Source organism: Cohnella sp. WQ 127256, assembly GCF_024519285.1.
GTDB lineage: Bacteria > Bacillota > Bacilli > Paenibacillales > Paenibacillaceae > Cohnella.
Window position 1 is genome coordinate 1,457,396 of the sequence record NZ_JAMZCY010000001.1, and the last position, 20,423, is coordinate 1,477,818.

The following is a 20,423-nucleotide window of genomic DNA, read 5'->3' on the forward strand; positions in this document are numbered from 1 at the left end:
GGAATGATAAATCACTTTTATGAACTGAATGTGAACGGTAAAAAACCACGTCATAGCGACGTGGTCTTGTTCGTGTTCTCATTAATTATCCTTTAACTACTCTTACTTTCTTGAAATATTGATTTAGCTTTTCTGTACATAAGAGCATTGCAATAGCGAAAATAAAAATAAGCGTCGGAAAAATACCCATCGTTGTATAAGAGGCTATCAAGCCAATCATAGGTGGGACGAACGTACTCCCCGCATAAGCAGTTGCCATCTGAAAGCCCATAATGGACTGAGCATGCTTTTTCCCGAATCGTACAGGGGTTTCATGCAGCATACATGGAAAAATGGGCGCTAAACCCAAGCCTATAATAATATAACCTATAAGCGATACAATAGTTGGAAATGGTAATACTAACAGTATTGCACCAACTAACGCAATAAACTGACCATACCTAATCAGCTTTCGATTGCTCATTTTAAAAGTGATGAAGCCCGTAACCAATCGACCAAATGTAACCCCTAGAAAAAACAAGGATACCCATTTCGCTCCAGTTGAAGCCGGTAAATCTTTAATGTTTACAAGAAAGCTACTTCCCCACAATCCTATACTAGCTTCGATCCCACAATAAAATAAGAACGTTAACATGGCTAGCTTAACTCCTCGTAGTTGCCATGGCTTAGTGTTCTCTGAAGCTTGCTCTAACTCCTGATAGTGTATCTCGTTTTGACTTTCATCATTCAACACATTATTGCTTTTAGCAACTTTATCCCACAAAGGAAGAGATGCGAACAGAATGATAACTAAAATAAATTGAATAATTGCTACAGTTAGATAACCTTGTCTCCATAAATTTTCCCCAGAAATGTAGGATGCCATAATAATAGGACCAAGTGTCGCCCCTACTCCCCAAAAGCAATGTAACCAGCTCATATGATGAGCTTTATAGTGTGCAGCGACATAACTATTTAATCCCGCATCTACAGAACCCGCACCTAAACCTAGTGGAATCGCAAATAGAATTAACCACAGGAGTGAAGGTGACCATGCAAATCCAAGTAAAGCGACAGCAGTCATCATAACGCTTATAAGTGTTACTTTCCCCGTGCCAAAACGTTTAAGTACAGTGCCACTCATTAAACTCGACACTATCGTACAGCCTGCAATAACCATGGAAACAATGCCTGCGGTTCCTATGGAAGCATTCAGATCCATTCTCATGACTGGCCATGCCGATCCAAGCAAGGAGTCTGGTAATCCTAAACTAATAAAAGCTAAATAAATAATCATGATAAAGAAAGTCGCCATTGTGATTTGTACTCCTTAAGGTTGGTTATCTGCTTGTTGAGAAATTAATAAATGGAGTCCAAGACTTTGTAATCCTTTAAGATAATCTTGCTTTAAGTCACTTACATTTAACTCAGGAAGATGTTCCTGCGGAACGTATGCGGCACTTCGCTCAGCAATTTGATTAAGCACTACCGTATCTATCTCATCCCCATTAAAAATAATAAAATGAGGATTCAAAATAGCTGTGATAGATGCCACCAATCGACTAATCGCATCAATTTTATTCTCCATCTGTAAAGTAGCTGTTAATTCACCATTTTCGTTGGATAAGGCTTCTATAAAATTTCTATCGTTATACTGCGGGACAAATGAAACCTCTCCTGAAAAAAACGTTTTTCCACGAACAATTTCACCATTGATTACCATTCCTGCACCAGGACCATTTTGCCCTAAATAGACATACATTAAGGAAATGTCTTGCTTCAGCTTAAGTTGTGTCATATAGCCGATTACAGCAGCATTCATGTCATTTTCAACGACTGTGGGAATGGACAGTTTGTCCTCTATATGCTTTTTCAGATCTATATCTTTATATTGTTCATACCCTGGGATAAGAAAGATAGTTCCGTTATTAACGGCACCTGGTACACCTATAGCTACGGAGTTAATCTGAGGATAATCCAGTTTTTCACTTTCAATAAGCTTGACCAATTCATCTACATCTTCGGCCAGAATACTAGGCATATTCCCTAGCTTAATGACTTCACCGATACAGTTGTAGATCGTAAATGTTGTTTCGTTTTTTTCTAAAAATATAGCCAATCCCAACATGAAATTGGGATTGTAGGCATATCTGATCGCTCTTCTTCCACCGCTAGACTCATCAAGCCCAATAATAGCTACTTCTCCTGTATCCACCATCTGCATTAAAAACTTACTTATCGTTGGAAAGCTGTAAGTCAGCTTATGACTCAATTCGACTTTTGTTGCCCTTCCTAATTCCAATAATGCTGATCGAATGCTTCGAATAATTTCTGATTTCAATTGTTGCGAAGATAGATTGATCTCACTCACCTTACTTTCCCACCTATTATCACCAAGACTTATTAAACGCATTTAATAAGTTGTCATCATAATAGCAGGAATAGGATGTGACGACAAGATGAAATCCATTTTTTTGTCTATTTTATACGCTGAAGCAAATGTTAGAATAGAATACACAGTTCAATAACCGTTAGGAGCATTAAAATTGCAGGCACATCCAATTCGTATTTTACGTTTAACAGGTCTTTTAGATGGTCTTTCCTTACTTGTATTACTAAGTATCGCTATGCCTTTGAAATATATTTGGGGGATAGATAAAGCCGTAACCATAATGGGAAGTATTCACGGAGGCATTTTCTGTTTATATGCATTAGCCATCTTTTATGCTGCAATTCGGGTAAAGTGGAGCCTACTTTGGTCTGCAGCAGCAATAATCGCAGCATTTATCCCTTTGGGCAACTTTTTGCTGGACTGGAAGCTGAAGAAGGCTCAATCCAAATATATTGTGAAGCCTTTCAACTATGCCCTTCTCGTTTACAGTATCGTGTTTTTTTCTTTTATTGATTTATTCTCACAGCTGCCTGTCATGAGTACATTTGCGACTTCCGTCGGTGCTAGCACGTTTATTGTAGGTTTTGTCGTTGGCCTATATTCGTTGACCAATACGCTTGGCAATATTTTATCTGGAATTATGACGGATAAGATCGGAGCTTTCAAAGTATTAATGGTCGGATTGGTTTTGACAAGCAGTGCTCTACTGCTTTATCAATTCGTCGATTCACCCCAAATATTGATAATCGTACGAATCCTACATGGTTTTGTTGCGGGGTTAATCGTTCCGGCTGCATTTACCTTCTCTGCGAATACTACGTTAAATGATCAACAAGGGAAAAAAGTCGCCTTCACGGGTACATTTGTGGGACTAGCTGCCATTATCGGCCCAGCTTTCAGCGGAATTATGGCAAGTAAAACCTCCGTCCCCTTCGTCTTTATGTGCGTATCGATCATGGGATTTGTAATAGCTATCCTGTCCGCTATATTTCTCAATAAATATAAGCCAGCCAAGAAATCAGACAAGACTGTCTTACAATCATCAGGCTCGCTCTTCAATGCAGATGTAGTAAAGGCTTATTGCGGTGCTTTTATTTTAATGTTCTCACAAGGTGTGATCGCTTATTTATTACCCTTGCATGTTCAAGCACTTGGATATGATTCGAAATTAAGTGGTACATTAATGAGCACTTTTGGAATCATTGCCGTATTGATATTTGTACTTCCTACTAATCGTATTTTTGATCGTGTTCCTCCAACAAGAACAATGGCTTTGGGAATTGCTTTAATTGGATTAAGTCAGCTCCTTATTAGCCAATCAACGACGACTTTAGCACTTTACTTGGTGTTAGGCCTTTATGGAGTCGGTTTTGCATTCTTCTTCCCATCCATGAATACGATGCTCATTAAAGCTACGCCAGCAGAGCTACGTGGGAAAGCATATGGTTACTTCTACGCCTTCTTCTCGCTGGGTGTTGTTGCCGGCTCTTCCGTGTTAGGCTGGTTGTCACTCACCATAATCGAGGGCTTTATTTTCACAGGAATCCTTCTTCTGCTGTTTGCTGCTTTCGTCGTTTTTAGCAAGCAAAAAGAACGCGAGTTGAACGTTCTTTCAAAGCGATAGTTAAATCAAAAGACGCCATTAATGGAATATTCCATTGATGGCGTCTTCTTCATATCCTACTTATGAATCTCAATCGTTCCTTCCTTCATGATAAAGTATCCACTTCTAACAAAGGATAATATGCGACTTACACTTATTCCCGTTTGGTTCGAAAGATCTAGAACGATTGTATCCGGGTACACTTCAACAATGCTACGTAATTTGAGATAGACCTTTTCGCAATTCTCGCACATTTGATTAGTTCTTTTCGCGTATAAATTTCCACAAAAGTCACAGATCCGATAGTTCACCATGATGTCTCCTTAGGTATATATCTCTATGTACCCTATTAATATGACTTAAGAACTATTATAACTGTAGTTGGTTTTACTTACTAATAAATTAATTCAAGAATCGTCCCTATCCCCTATCTCCCATTCAGGATTCCAAACCACGTGATGAGCTTGGCGATGCCAATGGAACCTTTGCCTCATGAACAAGATCGTGACGATTCCAGATGGCGAGCTTCAATTCTGCTTGCATGTCAAAAATGCGACCGCCCCATGTTCGAACTCCCTCCCAATTATTCCTTGGGTCGGGAAACCCAATCCATCCCGATAGAAAGTCAATGATCTTTCCAAATCCTCTACTCCAAGTGTGAGTACTGTAATGCGTGGTTTCATATGATTTATCCCCCTTAGAATACAAGCTGACTCCAGGTTTTATTCAACCATTCAGCAAACAACTCTTCCTCTTCGAACTGCGGATAATGAGCAGACTTTTCGAAAATAACAAATTCCTTATTCGGTGCTTCTAGCACATCAAAGTATTCTCTTGCCGCATTTACAGATGTCATATAATCAAATTGTCCCATGACAAAATACACGGGTACCTCAAGTCTATCGACTATGGTAGTAATATTATTTTTCGATTCTTCATCCAACAAGATTTCTTGCGACAATGAAACCCCTTTTAAATAACGAATGATATCTAGTAAGTTATACTCCCGATTAAAGAGAAACCCTGTGTAATAATCTTTATTATCATCAATTAGTCTTGCTGCTCCACCATATTTTCGAATCATGTCTCTGGGAGTAAGTTGATCCCCTTGTTCTATTGGACCTCGAAGTTGTTCTAATCGTTCCACATCCTTTAAATTGCCGGCTAGCTTTGCCTGCTCTATGGAATAATTCAAACCGTCCAATTCGCTTTTCACTTGATCGGCAACCTGTCCGATACCCATATAAGCAACAAATTTGTCAGGTCCTTTAGCTGCAGCTTTCATCCCAATGTATGTACCAAAAGAATGACCTATCAGCAACACTTTCTCCTGTCCCAATTCCTTTTCAATATAATCTGTTAATGCCAACAAATCATCTACGAGCAAGTCTGTTGATAGATTGGAGTAGTCCTCATAAAAATGATACGATTTGCCGCTTCCTCGTTGATCATAATGTACGATTGTAAAATTTTTCTCAAGCAAATCTTGATACTTCCGTACATAAGGAATTTCAGAGCAGCCTGGACCGCCATGCACAAATATCACTACCGGATTGCGCCGGTCCACTCCCCTAATCATGACTTCATGCTTCGAGCCATTGATTTCGATCTGTTCTAATGAGCTTATGCTGTTATCGCCTGCAATTCGAGGTGTCCATGTCGGGAAAAACAATCCGATTGTAACAAGCAAAGCAATAATTAAAATCGTTATCTTAACTATCTTTATGCTTTTTCTTTTCAATTGACGCCTCCTTGATCGCTTTAACATTCAAGCCCTAATTACAATTGCTGGCTTACTAAATAATAATAGAGCCCCTTCACACGAAGCAACTCTCCTCTGAATCATTCTTTCTGATTCGGTGTCGAGAGCGCTCGTAGCTTCATCGAATACAAGTAGTGGAGGATTACCAAGAAGTGCTCTTGCAATCACTATTCTTTGACTTTGCCCGCCACCGCTATTTGTAATAGACCATTTCCCCTCTTTGTCTCGCCTTATTTTGTAAAACAGAAAATGCTTGATTGTTCTTAGCATAACGTAATACTTCATTTAGGTTAATAGGCTGACCATCTATTGTAATCGCGATAATCTCGTTTAGAAACATATCCACAACCTCATTTATTTTCCTATTATTGAAGCAAAAATCACCCCGAAACAGCATAGGTATCGACTGCCCATACATTTGTATAAAAAAATGAATTTTGATAATATTACAGACTGACGTTAAGATATTTTACAGCTACGATTGTACAGAGAGAGGTATTGCTTGATGAAAAAACCATTGAAAGAACAAAAAACAGTTTTACTCATTCTATTAAGTAATATATTCATTGTTTTTCTAGGAGTCGGACTTATCGTCCCTGTTATGCCATCCTTTATGAATATGATGCATTTATCAGGCCAATCGATGGGTTATCTTATGGCGGCCTTTGCGTTTGCACAATTACTCATGTCTCCCCTTGCAGGACGATGGATTGACACTTTTGGCAGAAAGAAAATGATCGTAATCGGCTTATTCCTCTTCAGTATATCAGAGGTGATCTTTGGATTAGGCACACACATATCCGTGCTTTATTTATCTAGAATTCTTGGTGGTATTAGTGGTGCATTTATTATGCCAGGTGTAACTGCTTTTGTTGCAGATATTACCTCAATAGAGGAAAGGCCCAAAGCGATGGGTTATATTTCTGCTGCTATTAGTATCGGTTTTATTATTGGCCCAGGTATCGGAGGTTTTATTGCTGAGCTGGGTGTGCGTGCCCCATTCTACTTTGCTGCTGGCTTCGCATTAATAACATGTATTTCATCTCTATTTATTTTAAGAGAGCCACTAACCAAACAGGAGCTTCTGGAAATCACTCAGCTCAAAAAAGGTACCAGCTTTGTAACTGATCTGAAACGATCCATTCATCCACAATACTTTATTGCCTTTATTATTGTGTTTGTACTGGCCTTTGGTTTATCAGCATACGAAACCGTATTTAGTCTGTTTTCAGATCATAAATTTGGTTTCACTCCACGAGATATCGCTACCATTATTACAATAAGCGCAATCTTTGGGGTTGTCGTTCAGGTCTTTATGTTTGGTAAAATGGTTGATCTATTAGGTGAAAAGAAACTCATCCAAATATGCTTAATTGCTGGCGTATTTTTTGCGGTAGTCTCCACCATGATCTCCAGCTATTTAGCCATTTTGCTAGTAACTTGCTTCATCTTTCTCGCATTTGACTTGCTGCGACCCGCATTAACGACCTATTTATCAAAAACGGCTGAAAAAGAACAAGGATTTGTTGCTGGAATGAACTCCACATATACAAGCTTGGGTAATATTGTCGGGCCCGCATTAGGCGGTATACTATTTGATGTAAACATCAACTATCCGTATCTCTTTGCCGCTGTCATCATGTTTATTGGTCTTCTCATTACAATAATGTGGAAAGAAAAACAATTAGCTAGCAGCTTGGTAAAATAAAATGTGGAACGACCTACTTTAAAATAAAACAAGGGTTACTCTCAAGCAGTGGGTTCAACTGCCTTTAGAGTAACCCTTCGTTTATTATGGCTCCAGAATTTCCTTCAGTCTAGAATTTTCCCTGCACTCGTTAAATCAATAAAATTCATGTTTCAGAGCTTCTGTATTCAACAACCGAATGATCATGACAACCATGTCTTCTCTCGTAATCGTCGCATCCGGGTTTAATGTGCCAGCATCATATCCCTTCACTATTCCATGCTGCGCTAATGTTTCTATGGCATCCTTTGCCCAGTGTTGATGTATATCCGCAAATCCAGACTCCAGAAACCTGATTGATGAGAAATATCAAATTTTTGATTGAGAATGGCTTCCCGTTATGAAGTAAATATGGATTGCTCGATATGCGTGTTTATGGATCTACGGGTGGGGTGTTCAATTCATTCACGATATACACACATCAACTCATTAAGGCTCAACCGATTCGGCTACCTTCATTGCCTCATCACCCGAAATCGGACCGGACAAGCTATACTGAATGCCGTCAACCACCCAGAACAGCTCCGTGAACTCGGCTTGCTCGAAAATAAAGCCGTCCGCTCCGCCCACTTTGGTCTGTGTGAACAGGTCCGTCGGGAACACCGCCGGCATGCGGCTCGCGCTGAACGTCACCGTCTTATCACCCGAGCTGTATGTGAAGTTCAAATCTCTGAGCGGTTGGTCCTTCATTCCCACGCCGAAGATCTCAGCCAGCTTGAAGCCTTCCGGGGCTACTTGAGGAACATGTACACCGGAACCGAAAGCTGTTTTTGTTGCTTCCGCCGTTCCGAATGGAGTTGTAATCAATTGGGACAACTCCGAACCTGTGGCTCCTCCGATTCCGGGCAGCACGGTTCCCGACGAATTATCCGTTGGCGTCGGTACTGCGGCGGGCTCTCGCATCATCGGAAATCCCGTCACTATGACGACTGCCGCGACCAGCGCTGCCGCTCCTGCAAGCCAGGCTTTCGGAAGAACGAATCGGCGGCGGCTTCTCTGTTCCCCGGCGGCTTGCTCCCTGATCTTCTGTTTAACGCTATCGCTCAATTCCATTTTAGAAAACAACATATCATCCGACTCCTTTTGCAAATGTTGACGTAAATTACGCTCCATGTCCGTCATCGGTTATCTCCTCCTTACGCATTTCCCGAGCCAACGCCTCGCGCGCCCGGTGCAGTCTGTTTCTCACGGTACCCTCGGGCGACGACGTCGCTTTCGCAATTTCCCGTGTGTCCAAGTCCAGATAATAATATAAATACAAAGCCTCCTGATACGGCAGAGGCAGACGCAGCATATGCCGCAAAATCTCGCTTTTCTGCAATCTTTTAAGCGCTTCTTCTTCCACGTTGAATGTCCGTTCCCGCTCCATCCTGCTGGGATCGGTCGGCTGTTCCGTAAACATCCGCACGCCCATCTTGTCCCGGCAAACGTTGATGGCGATCGTCGTCAACCAGGTTTTAACCGCGCTATCTCCACGAAACGAGTTCCAGTTGCGATAAGCGCGAAGGAATACCTCCTGACTGATATCCTCGGCAAAATGCCGATCGCCAGTATAAAAATAAGCGGTGCGCATGACCGTCGAGCCATAGCTTTCCATCAGCTGCTCTAAAGCTTGAGATGGATCTTTCGGGAAATTTTCCTTGTTATTCGAGCCGGCCGGCTTCACTGAATTATCACCTCCACCTTATTAGACGGCTTGAGCACATTTTTCGCTGCACTGCGCTTTAAATCTGACAGTCCATTAAAGTTTTTGCGAATTTGAGCTTAAGTCCCCATACTCCTTCTAGCTTGAATTTCATACGATGAAAAGCCACATGAACAGTATGCCTGTTAGATGCGGCTTTTCGACTTCATCTTCGGTTTAAAAAATCCCCAATATCCGTTTATACTAACACTATTTTCTCTACATGACCTCTTCGCTGCCAGCGAAGCGCTCTACCACCTAGGGGTATTACACTACCATATTTATAAAACAAGTCATTGATTCCTTATTGTAGACCACCGAGACATGCTAGCCGCCGATGGGGAACCTGTTGTATATTCACCAGAAGTTGCTGAGAAAGCAGTTGAGTTTCAGCAGAAACTCTTAAGGTCAACAAAGAAAGTCGCCGTCCTATGCAACTCTGAGTTTATGGTTCATAACCTTCGGCATGTAACAAAAGAGAGCGGTATACATGATCATTCCAATCAGCTGTTTGGGAAAGACAAAGACATGGTACAGCAAGCCTATGAACTTCTCGGCATTAACGGAAATGATCTAATTAAAGAAAAGAAGCACTAGAGCCGCCAAAGATTAGCTGGCGGCTCCATTCGGTATTTGAGTCAATTCTTGACGTTGATGTTGTTCAGAAGATGCTTCCAGATGGAAAGTCCATCTTCGACCCCAGCATAATACGTAGATTCTTTTTCTATTGTGTGCCGATAGTTAAGGACTTCTTCCCATTAAAGGATGAGTTGATATAACTGTGGAACTAATTGGGCTTTCAACTGCTTCTCCAACTCGATTTGCCGTAGCCGTAATGGTTCGATCTCTGGCGATTTCCCAGCTATTCTAGCCCGTTCAATAAAGCGCAAATCAAATGCTGGTTTGAACCATTCTGGTAATGAGTGTAGTTCCAAAACAAAATCCCCTCCCAAGGTAAAAGTTCGTTGATCTTACCGTAGGAGGGGATTGTTTTCAATATGCAGTTTTGGTGCGTCTTCATGGTCTCGATTTAAGCTAAACAATTTACTGTTTTCGCCATTCGGCGATTAGATCATCGCGTATGGATCGGAAGCTCTTAATTTCTGCCATGAGCTCTAGACGCCGCCCCTGAGTCGTACTCGCTTGGCTATGCTCAAGGGCGAGCTTGCAATGCTTTCGGGTAATGGATAGGAGCATCTGAGTCTGTGTATCGTCCAGTTCAATGCCGACTAGAGAACTGCTATTAGATTCAAGATCATTGCTACAAATATGAGAAACTGCGGTCATTTGGAACCCTCCCAAGGAACAAGTTTGTTGCATGTTACCTTGGTTGGGAGGGATTCCACAAGCTCTTTTTCAATTCTTTTTGAGCAATACTGTCACATCTCATCTATTCCTTGCGAACCATCAATATTACACATTCGACATGTGTCTAGTGTTTAAAAATAGTTAAAACAAAAACAGCATTTGTTGCTAGTTGCACTGCCCCTACCTTGGTCAAGGAAATCTACCAAAAATTGATAATAATGATCTCTTCATATATAATTAAAAAATCAACTTTACCAACAATTCAATATTGGGGTTTAGTAAAGTCCTGAAAACTACGAATTTTCAACAAGAGTAGTCGCTCTTTAGCTGCTATGATTTCTAGACAAGGAGAAGCATTACTATGAGAATAACTCCCCACTTAAGTTTTGATGGGAAGTGTGAAGAAGCCTTTCTTGAATATCAACGAATCTTGGGCGGAAAGATAGCCACGATGTTGAAGTATGGGGATTCCCCTATGGCAAAAGAGGTAGCTCCAGATTCGCATAATCGAATTATACACGCTACTCTTCAAATTAATGATTTTACGCTTGCTGGAGCGGATACATTACACGGAGAATATAAGAAGCCTCAAGGTGTTTTTGTTATATTAAATTTCCCTGAGCAACTAGTAGCGAAAAAGATTTTCGATTCATTATCGGTTGGGGGAGAAGTGTATTTACCCTTTGAAGAAACGTTTTGGTCCGCAGGTTATGGTATATTAGTCGATCGATTTGGCGTTCCTTGGAAAATAAATTGTGACTAATCACCAATTCCCTTCTGCAGCCACATATCAAATTCCTTGAGCCAACCTGCCACATCACATCTATTCTTTCAGCACTATCAATATTAGACACTCCACATGTGTAGGGTGCTATGACCTACATACCTACTGTCACTTTTAGCATTGCTGCTTCTACTATTAACTCAACTCTCTGCTGTACCAGTATGCGCGACACACATCACCGTATTACTCCAACGGCGAATAATTTTAGGGCACTCTTGACGGGTGCCCTAGGCTGTGTAACGAATTTTATTTGCTCTTCAACATGAATCCTCTTATAGCTTCCTTCTGGCAATTCTCAACAGTCGAGCGTACCAAGTGCATTCACTTCTAAAATCACCAGTCTGCAACTCCCTGTTATACTTCTTCACTTGAGAAACTTCAAAATGGCCTTCCCTCTGCCAAAGAGATTCACAGCCATAAAGACGATGATTATAGCTAGAGCAGTTCTCCACAAGTTTCTGATGAAGGTTCCTACATCACCGCTAATATCTGTACTCGAAATTGCTTCTGAAATGGCCGAGTTGTTAATAAGTGTCGTGTCCTGAACCATGATAAGCAAGAGTACAATAACAGCGATAGACAGCAACGATTCAGCAACGACTGTAAATAGGGTATACCTTTTGCCGATAAGGACATAAAGACTTATAACCATAACAAGCATTATCTCAATGTTCCAAAAAATCATGTAGTCCGCCAATCTGTCTAGAGAAAGGATTTGCAAAAAACCTGAATCTTGGTCTCCTGCTCGATTATAATAAATCCCTATTTTTTCAGCAAAAAAATTGAAGACAACAAGCGTCAATACGGAAATAATGATTGTAGTTATCAATCCTGAATATTTGATTTGTACATGGGATTTCGGAATGGCTTCCAGTTTGGATGGATGCCAGGCTGAATTCATTTTCTTTTTCAAGAAATCTTTTCCTCGTGCGTTGCCAAACCATTGTATAAGAAAAAAACTAATTGTCACCAAACCAAAGACATGAATCCCTTGATTAACTATCTCCACCAAGAGGCGGAAAATAAACCCGAAATAATTATAACTCTCTGATAGCTCTGGAGTTTTATTTGTTATCAATGAAAATATCCCTATAGCCGCGAGGATTAAACATATTTTCAAGACAAGCTTATACGTATCAAACAAGCCTGGACCTATCAGATAGTTTGCATCTTTACGGTACTTGCACGCAAATTCTCGAGGCTCACCAAGCTCAAGTAAGATCTCGTCTATTTGTTGTTCTGTTGGCGTTTCTCCATCTGCTCGCTCTTCAATTATGTCCTCTATCGTCGATCGAATTTCCTTCTTGATATCTTCTCTATGTGACTTTGGTAAGTGTTTGCCTACTGCGTAAACGTACCTATCCACTTTCACCATTAAACATCACCTTCCTTTGGATTTATAAATCCATTCATGACAACCACCATTTCATTCCATTCCTTGGTTAAAATCTCCAACGCTTGAAAACCGTCGGCACTAAGCCTGTAATATCTTCTTGGTCTGGAGCCATCGACGCCCCAGTGGCTTTCAAGCAAATTTTGACTCTCAAGCCGCCTAAGCAGAGGATACAACGTGTTTTGTTCAAGTCGAAGCCCATTCGCATTCAAAGATTGAACAAGAGAATACCCATATTGCATTTCTTTCAGCTGACTCAATACACTAATAACGATCGTACCTCTTCTTAACTCCTGGTTTAGTTTATCAATGGTATTCTCTAACTCCGTCATACACTCACTTCCATTCAAAATCATCATACTGTGTGTTGCACACTAATGTCAAATTTATAATACTTTAAATGAGTAAGTCGTTAACTCAGAATCGCTTAAGTCACATCCAAGAACCCTTCTTTATCGAACATGCTCGATAAAGAAGAGGAATTGAAGGAATTATATCCAATTATTAATGAAATGGAGATATACGAACAATTGCCGTCCCATGTAAAAGCTGCTGATATTAGGCTTCTTGATTAGATCATATCGGTAGTATCTCTGAAATTGCCTTGAAGAAAATGGGCAAAAAACAAATGACCAGACTAGTTAAATAGCTTGTCTGGTCATTTGCATTATTCAACTGGAAATAAGTTTCCAGTATTTTAAATTGACGAAAACTTCCAATCTGCGCTTTACCACTATTTGTGATATGGTTCACCGCGTTTTCTGTAACGGCAAATTTTGAAGAAAGACCATGATCATATCATTATATTTCAATGCATTTGAGCAATACAGTCACGTCTCATCTATTCATTCAGCACTATCACTATTAAACAATCCAAATGACCTGTCTGCCTGTCTTTCTTCTTTCTCAAGCGAATCTGTCACTTCTCATTCTTTTATTTTCGTTCCATCAATATTGAGCACTCCACATGTCTGGTGTGCTACAACACAATCAAAACAATACAAAAAAAAACGGCACTTCTGCCGTTTTTGATTTAAAGTATGGTGGAGCTAGGCGGAATCGAACCGCCGACTGATCGCTGCCAGCGACCTATTTTCCCCCTAAACTATAGCCCCTTATTTAGTTGTGACCCAGATCCCAGACTGAGCTAATTCTCCGTGATAATTCTGATCCCCTGGTATTCAATTCTTTGGGGTTATGAAACTAACCACTCCGTGCTCCCAGCTGAGCTAAGCCCCCACGATAAATCAACTTGCAATTTCTATGGTAGTGTAACCAACCAGAGGTGTGCTAACAACTGAGCTAAATCCCCATCAACTCCAGAACTTAACACTAATGCTCACTCAAGGAAATCCATCTCCCGCATATCCGCTTAATTAAGTGCTGATCATGGCTAATCACAAGAAGTCCAAGCTTCCGGGCTCGTGCAATCTCAAGCACAGACTGCCAGATTTGCGCCTGCGTAATCGCATCCAGCATCGTGGTCATCTCATCGGCAATTAGGAAACGGGTCTCGTTCCCTAATGCTCTCGCAATACATATTCGCTGTAGCTCTCCACCGGATAGCTCATGGGGTGATCGTTTCAGCCACTCCTTCTGAATGCCCAATGCGCTTAGTAAATCGGAATCCGGCTTCCCTCCCTCTTCAAGAACACGCTGGATCCGCCAGCGTGGATTGACCGCCCGCTCCGGATGCTGGAAGACCAATTGAACGGGATGATAGCCTTTGAGTGGCAACGCTTGACCGTCAATTGTTACTTGGCCCTCTTGCGGCATTTGATGTCCGGCCAATATTTGACCTAGTGTTGTTTTTCCGTAACCACTTGGACCCCTAAGCCCGACTACCTCACCAGATTCGATTGAAATATTCAAATTCTGAAAGAGCCAGGAATTTCGTTCATAGCGAAAGCCGATATTTTCCCCCTCAAGAAGCATGAATACACCTCACCGATCCCGCTCTTAAATCGCGCATCTCCGGGCGTGACTCCTTACAGGCTTGAGTAGATGAAGCACAACGAGGCGCAAACAAGCAGCCTGTTGGCAGATTGTTCGGTTGCGGTTGAACCCCCAAATTAGGTTTGAATTCGTTCTGAGGTAACGCTTGCCATAGCGCCTTCGTATAGGGATGTCTTAATCGCTCACCATTACCCATGAAGTCCTCAGCGGCTGCAATTTCAAAAGTTGTTCCCGCATATAACACAACGACCCGGTCAGCGATTCGCAGGGCTGCCTCGATATCGTGCGTAATGAATAATACCGCTGAGCCGTTATCCGCCATTTCTTTGAAGGTATGTAGCGCTTCTGCTACATCGTCCGAATGCATACCCGGCGTCGGTTCATCCGCGATGATGAGCCGAGCATCACTGACTGCAGCAGTAGCAACCAATACTCGACGCGCCATCCCTCCAGATAATTGAAACGGATATAGATTGTCCACATGATCCTTAAGTCGGTATCGCTTAAAAATGCTACGTTGCACGGCTACCGGATCTGATCCGACTGCAGTCGATCTGACTTGTGCGCCTACCTTCATGAGTGGGTCCAGATAATTCACCGATTGCGGGACAAGCGCAATTTCCTTCCCCCTCAGAGCGAGTAATCTATATGCATCCAATAGATTTCCATCATAATGAATGGTCCCTGACATCCGCGCATTTTCCGGAAGAATACCTAAAATGGCATGAGCCAGTAAGCTCTTCCCTGATCCACTTGAACCAAATACGGCAACGATCTCACCTGCATGTATCGATAGACTAAGATCTCTAATCGTCTGCACCTCATGCTGGCGCAAACCGCTCGTATATTGAATAAAAGAAACGGACAGCTTGTTCACCTCTAACAATGCCACTTCGCGCCCGCCTCACTTTCCTGTAAGTTTAAGGTCTAATCGTTTGCGCGTCTCGGATCTAGTAATGTTCGCAGATGGTCGCCAATTCGATCGAATGATCTCACAACAACTAGGAGACATAAGCCTGGAAATACAGCAAGCCACCACATCCCCGTAGATAAATAGCGCATCGCTTCCGACAAAATGATGCCGATAGCCGGTTGATGGGGAGATAAGCCCAAACCAAGAAACGTAATTGCGGCTTCATGCAATATCGCATGTGGGAACAGGAGCAACAGTCCGATAAGAAGTTGAGGTAATAAATGCGGCAGCAGATGTCGTGTCGCGATCCACCAGCTCGACTTTCCTAAACGCTTAGACACCTTGATGTATTCAGATGATCTTAGCTGAAGCACTTCAGCACGAATAATACGTGAAAGACTGGGCCAATGGGTCAAAGAAATGCCTATAATAACCCCTTTAATTCCCCCACCACAAACAAAAGCAATGAGAATTAGCGTTACGAGATGAGGAACACTTAGAAACAGATCGATGACCCAAGAAAGGAATCGGTCAGCGGTCTTACCAAGTGTTGCTGCAGCTATTCCGATAGTCGTTGCGATGACTGCACTGCAAGTTGCTGCGATCATACCAACGCTTATACTGAGAGTAAGTCCTTTAACCGTGCGGGTAAACATATCTCTGCCGAGCCAATCTGTCCCAAATAGATGGGATAACGAAGGCGGTACATTACGGTTGCCCAGGTTCGTAGCAAGCTGGCTGTCACCCATTAGCATGCCTCCTACGCCAATCAAGAGCATGAAAGCCGTTATTAATATTGCTGTAATTAATGCACGTTTCCTTCGATTAATCCGCAAGGGAAGTCTCGAACTAACGTTAGGTTTAACCAAACGGTTCATTCCTTCACCTGACTTTCCCGGACACGCGGATCGACAACTCTATATAAGAGATCTGCGATCGTATTGCCTGTAAAGACGAATATTGTACTGAACAGCACAAGCCCCATAAGTAGCGGCACGTCCCCTCTTAATCCCGCTTCCACCGTTGCTTGACCAAGACCAGGATACGAGAACACCTGCTCAGCCAGAACTGCACCACCGAATAGCTCACTAAAGGAAGCGAATTGCAACGTAATCGCCGGCAAGGCAACATTGCGCAAGCCATGTCTTCGCACCAGTCCGAAGCCCCTCTCTCCTCTAGCTTTGGCGAACAACACATATTCGCTCGCTAGCACTTCAAGTAGCTTCTGACGGGTGTGCAGAGCAATCGGTGCAATCCCCACCATACTAAGTGTCATTGCAGGAAGAATAAGATGCTGAATCCGATCAATGAGCGTAACCTGTTCCGCTAGCACACCCGCAGGTACACCGAGACCGACTGGAAACCAGCCCAACCCTACAGCAAATAGCATAAGTAGAAGCAGTCCCAACCAGAAAGTAGGTGTTGAGGCTAGCGTATAACAATACCACTGGATTAATCTATCGATCCAAGAATTTTTCTTCATTGCTGCAACAACACCAGCCGCTAACCCAACGACGCCCGATATAAGCCAAGCGACAGCCATTAATGCTATAGAGTTCATGAATCGTTCGCTTATCACTTGCGCTACAGGCTCACGGTATATCATCGAGGTTCCCAAGTCACCGCGTATGAGTGCATAAATCCAGCGGGTATACTGCTCAAGGGGAGATTTGTCTAGCCCCCAAAATTCCGAGATAAGCAAGCGCTGTTCCGGTCCCACACGTAGCATATCGGAACCTATATAAGCTTGTACCGGATCGATTGGTGATAAGCTAACTAACGTGAACGAAACAATACTTACGGCAGCTAGCAGCGTGATTAGACGTATGATTTTGAATCCGAGAAAAATGCCCAAAGTACGCATCATAATCTAACCTCATCCCACTAGTTGTTCCATTTCCATGTCTCAATATTATCTGTAACCGGCCAGCCATGTCCGTGTGGTTGAATACGCTGCTTACCGATATCTAGCTTCTCTTTCACGAGATACAGATGATCGATATTCACAAGCCATGCCCAAGGCGCATCCCCTAGTGCACTAAGTCCCGTCGTACCGTCCCACTGGGCTTTCTTCCAATACACCAGCGCTTCCTCTTCGTTCTTGGCGAGAAGTGCCTTGTTCAACCATTCGTCTACAATCGGATTGCTATAGTATCCTGCATTATAGTATTCCACCCCTTGATAGGAGCTGCTATAGAGATTGAACATCTCCAGCGGATCGTGGCTTCCCCAACCGAACATTAAAGCATCGGCATGCATTCTCTTCTCGATTTCATCCCAGCTTTTCCCTTCCACATTCATACGAATGCCCGCAGGAAGAACCATGTCCGCTGTAGCTAGAGCGAGTGATTGCCGCACCAAGTCACCGGAGGGATAGAGTAAGGAGAATTCAGCCTTAAGTGAGCCTTTCTCCATTACCCCATCGCTATCCGTATCTTTCCAGCCTGCATCATTCAGAATTTTACGGGCTCCATCTACATCTGCATCCTTCACAACTGTCTGATCATTCCACCAAGGGAGTCCATCATTAGCCGAATGGGCAGGAGATCCATAACCATCTAGCAACCCTTCTACTAGCTTCTCCCGGTCGATAGCCGCGTTAACGGCTTTACGTATCGCAATATCGGAGGTAACATCATTTCCGATCGGATTACCTTCCTTCGTTACGCTTCCTGACGGTACATAAGGAAACAAGATGCCGCGATTATCTACGGTCTTAACGTCCTCAAGGCGCATGCCAGCTACAGCCTGCTTGCTGTAAGCAGATGGAATGTAGGAAACATCCGTCTTGCCAGCTTTGGCAGCTGCAAAAGCCGCATCCTCGTTAAGAAACAGGAACGTTAGTTTCTTGAAGTAAGGCTTTACCCCATAATAATCAGGATTCGCTTCCACGATGACCTGCTGGCCTTTATCCCATTGCACAAATTTGTAAGGTCCTGATCCAATTGGATGCTCTGCATATTGATCCCCATAGGCGATCTTCGGTACAATTCCCAATGTAACCAAATGGAAAATGAACGTGGATTGCGGCTCCTTCAGCTTAAATAGGACCGTGTCCTCCCCGCTCGCCTCGACACTTTCTAGATTAGTCAAATCAATCGCAGAGCCATTGCTGGCAGCTGTATCAAAAGTGAATTTGACATCAGCAGCCGTAAGGACACTACCATCGGAAAATTTCACATTAGGCCTTATTTGGACTGTCCAAAGCGTTCCGTCATCGCTCACCTTATAGTCAGTTGCTAAGTCGTTCACGATCTTCAGATCGTCGTCTCTCTTCAGTAGCGTGCTCTGGAATAATGGTGATCCGTATAATCCCCATCCCATTGTCGGATCGAATCCTGACTCTGGTTCGGAGCTAATCGACAATATCAATTCCTCTTTGTTCTCTTGCCCGCTATCCTTGGTGACAGAACTACACCCCGTAAATAAGAGCCCTATAATCATGATCATCATAATCGTCCGATTTCGAGTAAGCTTCCTCATGCTCATCTACTCCATTCTTAGCCGCATAATTATTTCCATATTAGTAACACAAATTAAACAAATAGTAACACACCACCCCAATAGAATCATCCTTTATTTTCCTGCGAGAGCTTTTTAAACCACAAAAAAAAGCGATCAACCCTATATAAGGTCAATCGCTTCTTTGCTAGATTAACTATGTGTATGAGGCTCTGCCCCGTGCTCATCCGCATGCGTTACTGATAGCTCCGCATAGTACACGCCTTTCTGAACTTGAATCTGCTGATGAAGCGTTCGAAGTCTGAAAAGCTTACCTCGAACGACGATAACTTCCAGACATTGTGCATGATTAAGATGAACGTGCATAGTAGAGATGATGTCATGATGAAATTGATGCTGAATTTCCATTAAGAGCAGTGGAAGCTCCTGAATGTGATGATCGTACACCATCACGATCGTACCCGCGACAACCGCCTCCGATTGAAGCTGGCTGGGCTGTAACATCGCTTTCCTAGCCATATCTCGAATGGCCTCAGATCGATTCGTGTACCCTTGACCTGCGATATAACGATCAAACTGACCGATCAGCACTTCAGGAAAGGAAACACCGAAACGGATCAGCTCTTCTTTATCCGGCATACTCTCACCCTGTCATTTTTTTACCTAAATTGTAACATAGACGCCGATGACTTATAAACCCAGCTTGTGACCCTTTTCTAGATGTTACGTCCGTGAAAGCCTGTTTCAACGTATCTACAGATATGCTCGTTTCTAGAGATTGCTTATGAATCGCCGCGCCTTGATCCTTTAGCATTTTGGAGGTGCCACTGATGAGACTGTCAGTTGTTTGATTGAGTAGCTCGATCTTTTTCAGAACAATCCGTTGATTGTATAGCGCACTAGCTACTGTAACCGAGATTTTCAGAGCTGATACCGTAACATTTCTAGCTCTGTCTACCCCTCTGATCAGCTCTTTGTTATTTCGGATGACGACTTCGATCGCCATGATCCCTTGTTGATTCACGACCATCATCTGTTGCAAGTCCATCACTCGCTGGCGTAGAGGAAACAACACTTCTTCCGTGATGAACCGAATTTTATCTTCGATTTCATTACGTGCTTTGGCTGCCTCAATCTGTGTCTCAATTTCTTCATCCATCAGCATCCCAAGCTGGATTTCTTTCTGAAGTCTCTTCGTTAACTCCCTTAGAGCTTGTTGTTCAAACTCTAACGTTGTATTATCGTTCTTTAAGTCCAGCTTTCCTTTATCCAAAGATGTAATGATGTCCGAAATCATCGCATCCGCTTTCTGATACTTGGCAAAGTAGCTCCGCAAGGGGTTAAAGAACTTCCCAAGAAAACCGCTCTTGGTAAATCTACAACACTCGGGTCTCACTCAGCTTTTTTTAGGCCTAAGTCCTCTGCCTGTAGACGTTGGTC

The 20,423-nt window shown here is 42.6% G+C and carries 19 protein-coding genes, 1 tRNA gene and 3 pseudogenes; 3 read left to right on the forward strand and 20 right to left on the reverse strand.

What is annotated here, in order from left to right:
- Positions 1 to 85: 85 nt before the first annotated feature.
- Together M1K58_RS06420 and M1K58_RS06425 are read right to left on the reverse strand one after the other, a co-directional pair.
- The gene (locus M1K58_RS06420; RefSeq protein ID WP_256757821.1) at positions 86 to 1,294 is read right to left on the reverse strand and encodes an MFS transporter; all 1,209 of its coding nucleotides are present in this window, start codon (positions 1,292 to 1,294) and stop codon (positions 86 to 88) included.
- A gap of 15 nt (positions 1,295 to 1,309) precedes the next feature.
- The gene (locus tag M1K58_RS06425; protein WP_256757822.1) at positions 1,310 to 2,350 is read right to left on the reverse strand and encodes an ROK family protein; all 1,041 of its coding nucleotides are present in this window, start codon (positions 2,348 to 2,350) and stop codon (positions 1,310 to 1,312) included.
- Positions 2,351 to 2,525: 175 nt separating this feature from the next.
- Here M1K58_RS06425 and M1K58_RS06430 point away from each other — a divergent pair, with 175 nt between their 5' ends.
- Complete coding sequence (locus M1K58_RS06430) at positions 2,526 to 3,995, forward strand: MFS transporter (protein ID WP_256757823.1); 1,470 nt, start codon at positions 2,526 to 2,528, stop codon at positions 3,993 to 3,995.
- A gap of 435 nt (positions 3,996 to 4,430) precedes the next feature.
- Here M1K58_RS06430 and M1K58_RS06435 read toward each other — a convergent pair.
- The 3 genes and pseudogenes from M1K58_RS06435 to M1K58_RS06445 form a co-directional block, all read right to left on the reverse strand.
- A pseudogene (locus M1K58_RS06435) lies at positions 4,431 to 4,657 on the reverse strand (VOC family protein); the annotation flags it as partial.
- Between the two features lie 14 nt (positions 4,658 to 4,671).
- Entirely contained in the window at positions 4,672 to 5,742 is a 1,071-nt protein-coding gene (locus M1K58_RS06440) for an alpha/beta fold hydrolase (RefSeq protein ID WP_256757824.1), read from the reverse strand.
- Between the two features lie 66 nt (positions 5,743 to 5,808).
- Positions 5,809 to 5,925: pseudogene (locus M1K58_RS06445) on the reverse strand (ATP-binding cassette domain-containing protein); the annotation flags it as partial.
- Between the two features lie 316 nt (positions 5,926 to 6,241).
- Between M1K58_RS06445 and M1K58_RS06450 the strand changes: the two are divergent.
- Positions 6,242 to 7,444, forward strand: coding sequence for an MFS transporter (locus M1K58_RS06450; protein WP_256757825.1), 1,203 nt, complete (start codon positions 6,242 to 6,244; stop codon positions 7,442 to 7,444).
- A gap of 135 nt (positions 7,445 to 7,579) precedes the next feature.
- Here the strand turns inward: M1K58_RS06450 and M1K58_RS29630 are convergent, their stop codons facing one another.
- The 5 genes from M1K58_RS29630 to M1K58_RS06470 all read right to left on the reverse strand — a co-directional run bounded on the left by M1K58_RS29630 (position 7,580) and on the right by M1K58_RS06470 (position 10,454).
- Entirely contained in the window at positions 7,580 to 7,780 is a 201-nt protein-coding gene (locus M1K58_RS29630) for an S-layer homology domain-containing protein (protein WP_372339132.1), read from the reverse strand.
- Between the two features lie 132 nt (positions 7,781 to 7,912).
- A complete protein-coding gene (locus tag M1K58_RS06455) occupies positions 7,913 to 8,605 on the reverse strand; it encodes a DUF4367 domain-containing protein (RefSeq protein WP_256757826.1) in 693 nt (230 codons plus the stop codon).
- Positions 8,586 to 9,149 (reverse strand): RNA polymerase sigma factor, encoded by a 564-nt coding sequence (locus M1K58_RS06460; protein ID WP_256757827.1) that lies wholly within the window; start codon positions 9,147 to 9,149, stop codon positions 8,586 to 8,588. The genes M1K58_RS06455 and M1K58_RS06460 overlap by 20 nt, the downstream gene beginning before the upstream one ends.
- A 776-nt stretch (positions 9,150 to 9,925) precedes the next feature.
- On the reverse strand, positions 9,926 to 10,102 hold the full coding sequence (locus tag M1K58_RS06465) for a hypothetical protein (RefSeq protein ID WP_256757828.1): 177 nt from the start codon (positions 10,100 to 10,102) through the stop codon (positions 9,926 to 9,928).
- A 109-nt stretch (positions 10,103 to 10,211) separates the two neighbouring features.
- Positions 10,212 to 10,454 carry a hypothetical protein gene (locus M1K58_RS06470; RefSeq protein ID WP_256757830.1) on the reverse strand — a complete coding sequence of 81 codons (243 nt, stop codon included), beginning with the start codon at positions 10,452 to 10,454 and terminating at the stop codon, positions 10,212 to 10,214.
- Positions 10,455 to 10,836: 382 nt separating this feature from the next.
- Between M1K58_RS06470 and M1K58_RS06475 the strand changes: the two genes are divergently transcribed.
- Entirely contained in the window at positions 10,837 to 11,238 is a 402-nt protein-coding gene (locus tag M1K58_RS06475) for a VOC family protein (RefSeq protein ID WP_256757831.1), read from the forward strand.
- A gap of 385 nt (positions 11,239 to 11,623) precedes the next feature.
- Here the strand turns inward: M1K58_RS06475 and M1K58_RS06480 are convergent, their stop codons facing one another.
- From M1K58_RS06480 to M1K58_RS06525, 10 genes and pseudogenes are all read right to left on the reverse strand, one after another.
- Positions 11,624 to 12,634 carry an HAAS signaling domain-containing protein gene (locus M1K58_RS06480; protein WP_256757832.1) on the reverse strand — a complete coding sequence of 337 codons (1,011 nt, stop codon included), beginning with the start codon at positions 12,632 to 12,634 and terminating at the stop codon, positions 11,624 to 11,626.
- On the reverse strand, positions 12,634 to 12,984 hold the full coding sequence (locus M1K58_RS06485) for a PadR family transcriptional regulator (RefSeq protein WP_256757833.1): 351 nt from the start codon (positions 12,982 to 12,984) through the stop codon (positions 12,634 to 12,636). Before M1K58_RS06485 ends, M1K58_RS06480 begins: the two co-directional genes overlap by 1 nt.
- Before the next feature lie 709 nt (positions 12,985 to 13,693).
- A tRNA-Ala gene (locus M1K58_RS06490) sits at positions 13,694 to 13,767 on the reverse strand.
- Between the two features lie 217 nt (positions 13,768 to 13,984).
- The gene (locus M1K58_RS06495) at positions 13,985 to 14,587 is read right to left on the reverse strand and encodes an ABC transporter ATP-binding protein (RefSeq protein ID WP_256757834.1); all 603 of its coding nucleotides are present in this window, start codon (positions 14,585 to 14,587) and stop codon (positions 13,985 to 13,987) included.
- The gene (locus M1K58_RS06500) at positions 14,577 to 15,500 is read right to left on the reverse strand and encodes an ABC transporter ATP-binding protein (protein ID WP_256757835.1); all 924 of its coding nucleotides are present in this window, start codon (positions 15,498 to 15,500) and stop codon (positions 14,577 to 14,579) included. The genes M1K58_RS06495 and M1K58_RS06500 overlap by 11 nt, the downstream gene beginning before the upstream one ends.
- Positions 15,501 to 15,535: 35 nt before the next feature.
- Positions 15,536 to 16,399 (reverse strand): ABC transporter permease, encoded by an 864-nt coding sequence (locus M1K58_RS06505; protein WP_256757836.1) that lies wholly within the window; start codon positions 16,397 to 16,399, stop codon positions 15,536 to 15,538.
- Positions 16,396 to 17,388 (reverse strand): ABC transporter permease, encoded by a 993-nt coding sequence (locus M1K58_RS06510; RefSeq protein WP_256757837.1) that lies wholly within the window; start codon positions 17,386 to 17,388, stop codon positions 16,396 to 16,398. Before M1K58_RS06510 ends, M1K58_RS06505 begins: the two co-directional genes overlap by 4 nt.
- Positions 17,389 to 17,405: 17 nt before the next feature.
- Complete coding sequence (locus tag M1K58_RS06515; protein WP_256757838.1) at positions 17,406 to 19,004, reverse strand: ABC transporter substrate-binding protein; 1,599 nt, start codon at positions 19,002 to 19,004, stop codon at positions 17,406 to 17,408.
- A gap of 171 nt (positions 19,005 to 19,175) precedes the next feature.
- Entirely contained in the window at positions 19,176 to 19,622 is a 447-nt protein-coding gene (gene nikR, locus M1K58_RS06520) for a nickel-responsive transcriptional regulator NikR (RefSeq protein ID WP_256757839.1), read from the reverse strand.
- 79 nt (positions 19,623 to 19,701) lie between these two features.
- Positions 19,702 to 20,358, reverse strand: a pseudogene (locus M1K58_RS06525) (toxic anion resistance protein); the annotation flags it as partial.
- Between the last annotated feature and the right edge of the window lie 65 nt (positions 20,359 to 20,423).

Excerpts from the sequence above, each read along its gene's own strand:
- M1K58_RS06420 (WP_256757821.1), bottom strand. The coding sequence starts at position 1,294 with ATGGCGACTTTCTTTATCATGATTATTTATTTAGCTTTTATTAGTTTA.
- M1K58_RS06440 (WP_256757824.1), bottom strand. The coding sequence starts at position 5,742 with ATGTTAAAGCGATCAAGGAGGCGTCAATTGAAAAGAAAAAGCATAAAG.
- M1K58_RS06450 (WP_256757825.1), top strand. The coding sequence starts at position 6,242 with ATGAAAAAACCATTGAAAGAACAAAAAACAGTTTTACTCATTCTATTA.
- M1K58_RS06455 (WP_256757826.1), bottom strand. The coding sequence starts at position 8,605 with ATGACGGACATGGAGCGTAATTTACGTCAACATTTGCAAAAGGAGTCG.
- M1K58_RS06470 (WP_256757830.1), bottom strand. The coding sequence starts at position 10,454 with ATGACCGCAGTTTCTCATATTTGTAGCAATGATCTTGAATCTAATAGC.
- M1K58_RS06475 (WP_256757831.1), top strand. The coding sequence starts at position 10,837 with ATGAGAATAACTCCCCACTTAAGTTTTGATGGGAAGTGTGAAGAAGCC.
- M1K58_RS06480 (WP_256757832.1), bottom strand. The coding sequence starts at position 12,634 with ATGGTGAAAGTGGATAGGTACGTTTACGCAGTAGGCAAACACTTACCA.
- M1K58_RS06485 (WP_256757833.1), bottom strand. The coding sequence starts at position 12,984 with ATGACGGAGTTAGAGAATACCATTGATAAACTAAACCAGGAGTTAAGA.
- M1K58_RS06495 (WP_256757834.1), bottom strand. The coding sequence starts at position 14,587 with ATGCTTCTTGAGGGGGAAAATATCGGCTTTCGCTATGAACGAAATTCC.
- M1K58_RS06505 (WP_256757836.1), bottom strand. The coding sequence starts at position 16,399 with ATGAACCGTTTGGTTAAACCTAACGTTAGTTCGAGACTTCCCTTGCGG.
- M1K58_RS06510 (WP_256757837.1), bottom strand. The coding sequence starts at position 17,388 with ATGATGCGTACTTTGGGCATTTTTCTCGGATTCAAAATCATACGTCTA.
- M1K58_RS06515 (WP_256757838.1), bottom strand. The coding sequence starts at position 19,004 with ATGAGGAAGCTTACTCGAAATCGGACGATTATGATGATCATGATTATA.
- nikR (WP_256757839.1), bottom strand. The coding sequence starts at position 19,622 with ATGCCGGATAAAGAAGAGCTGATCCGTTTCGGTGTTTCCTTTCCTGAA.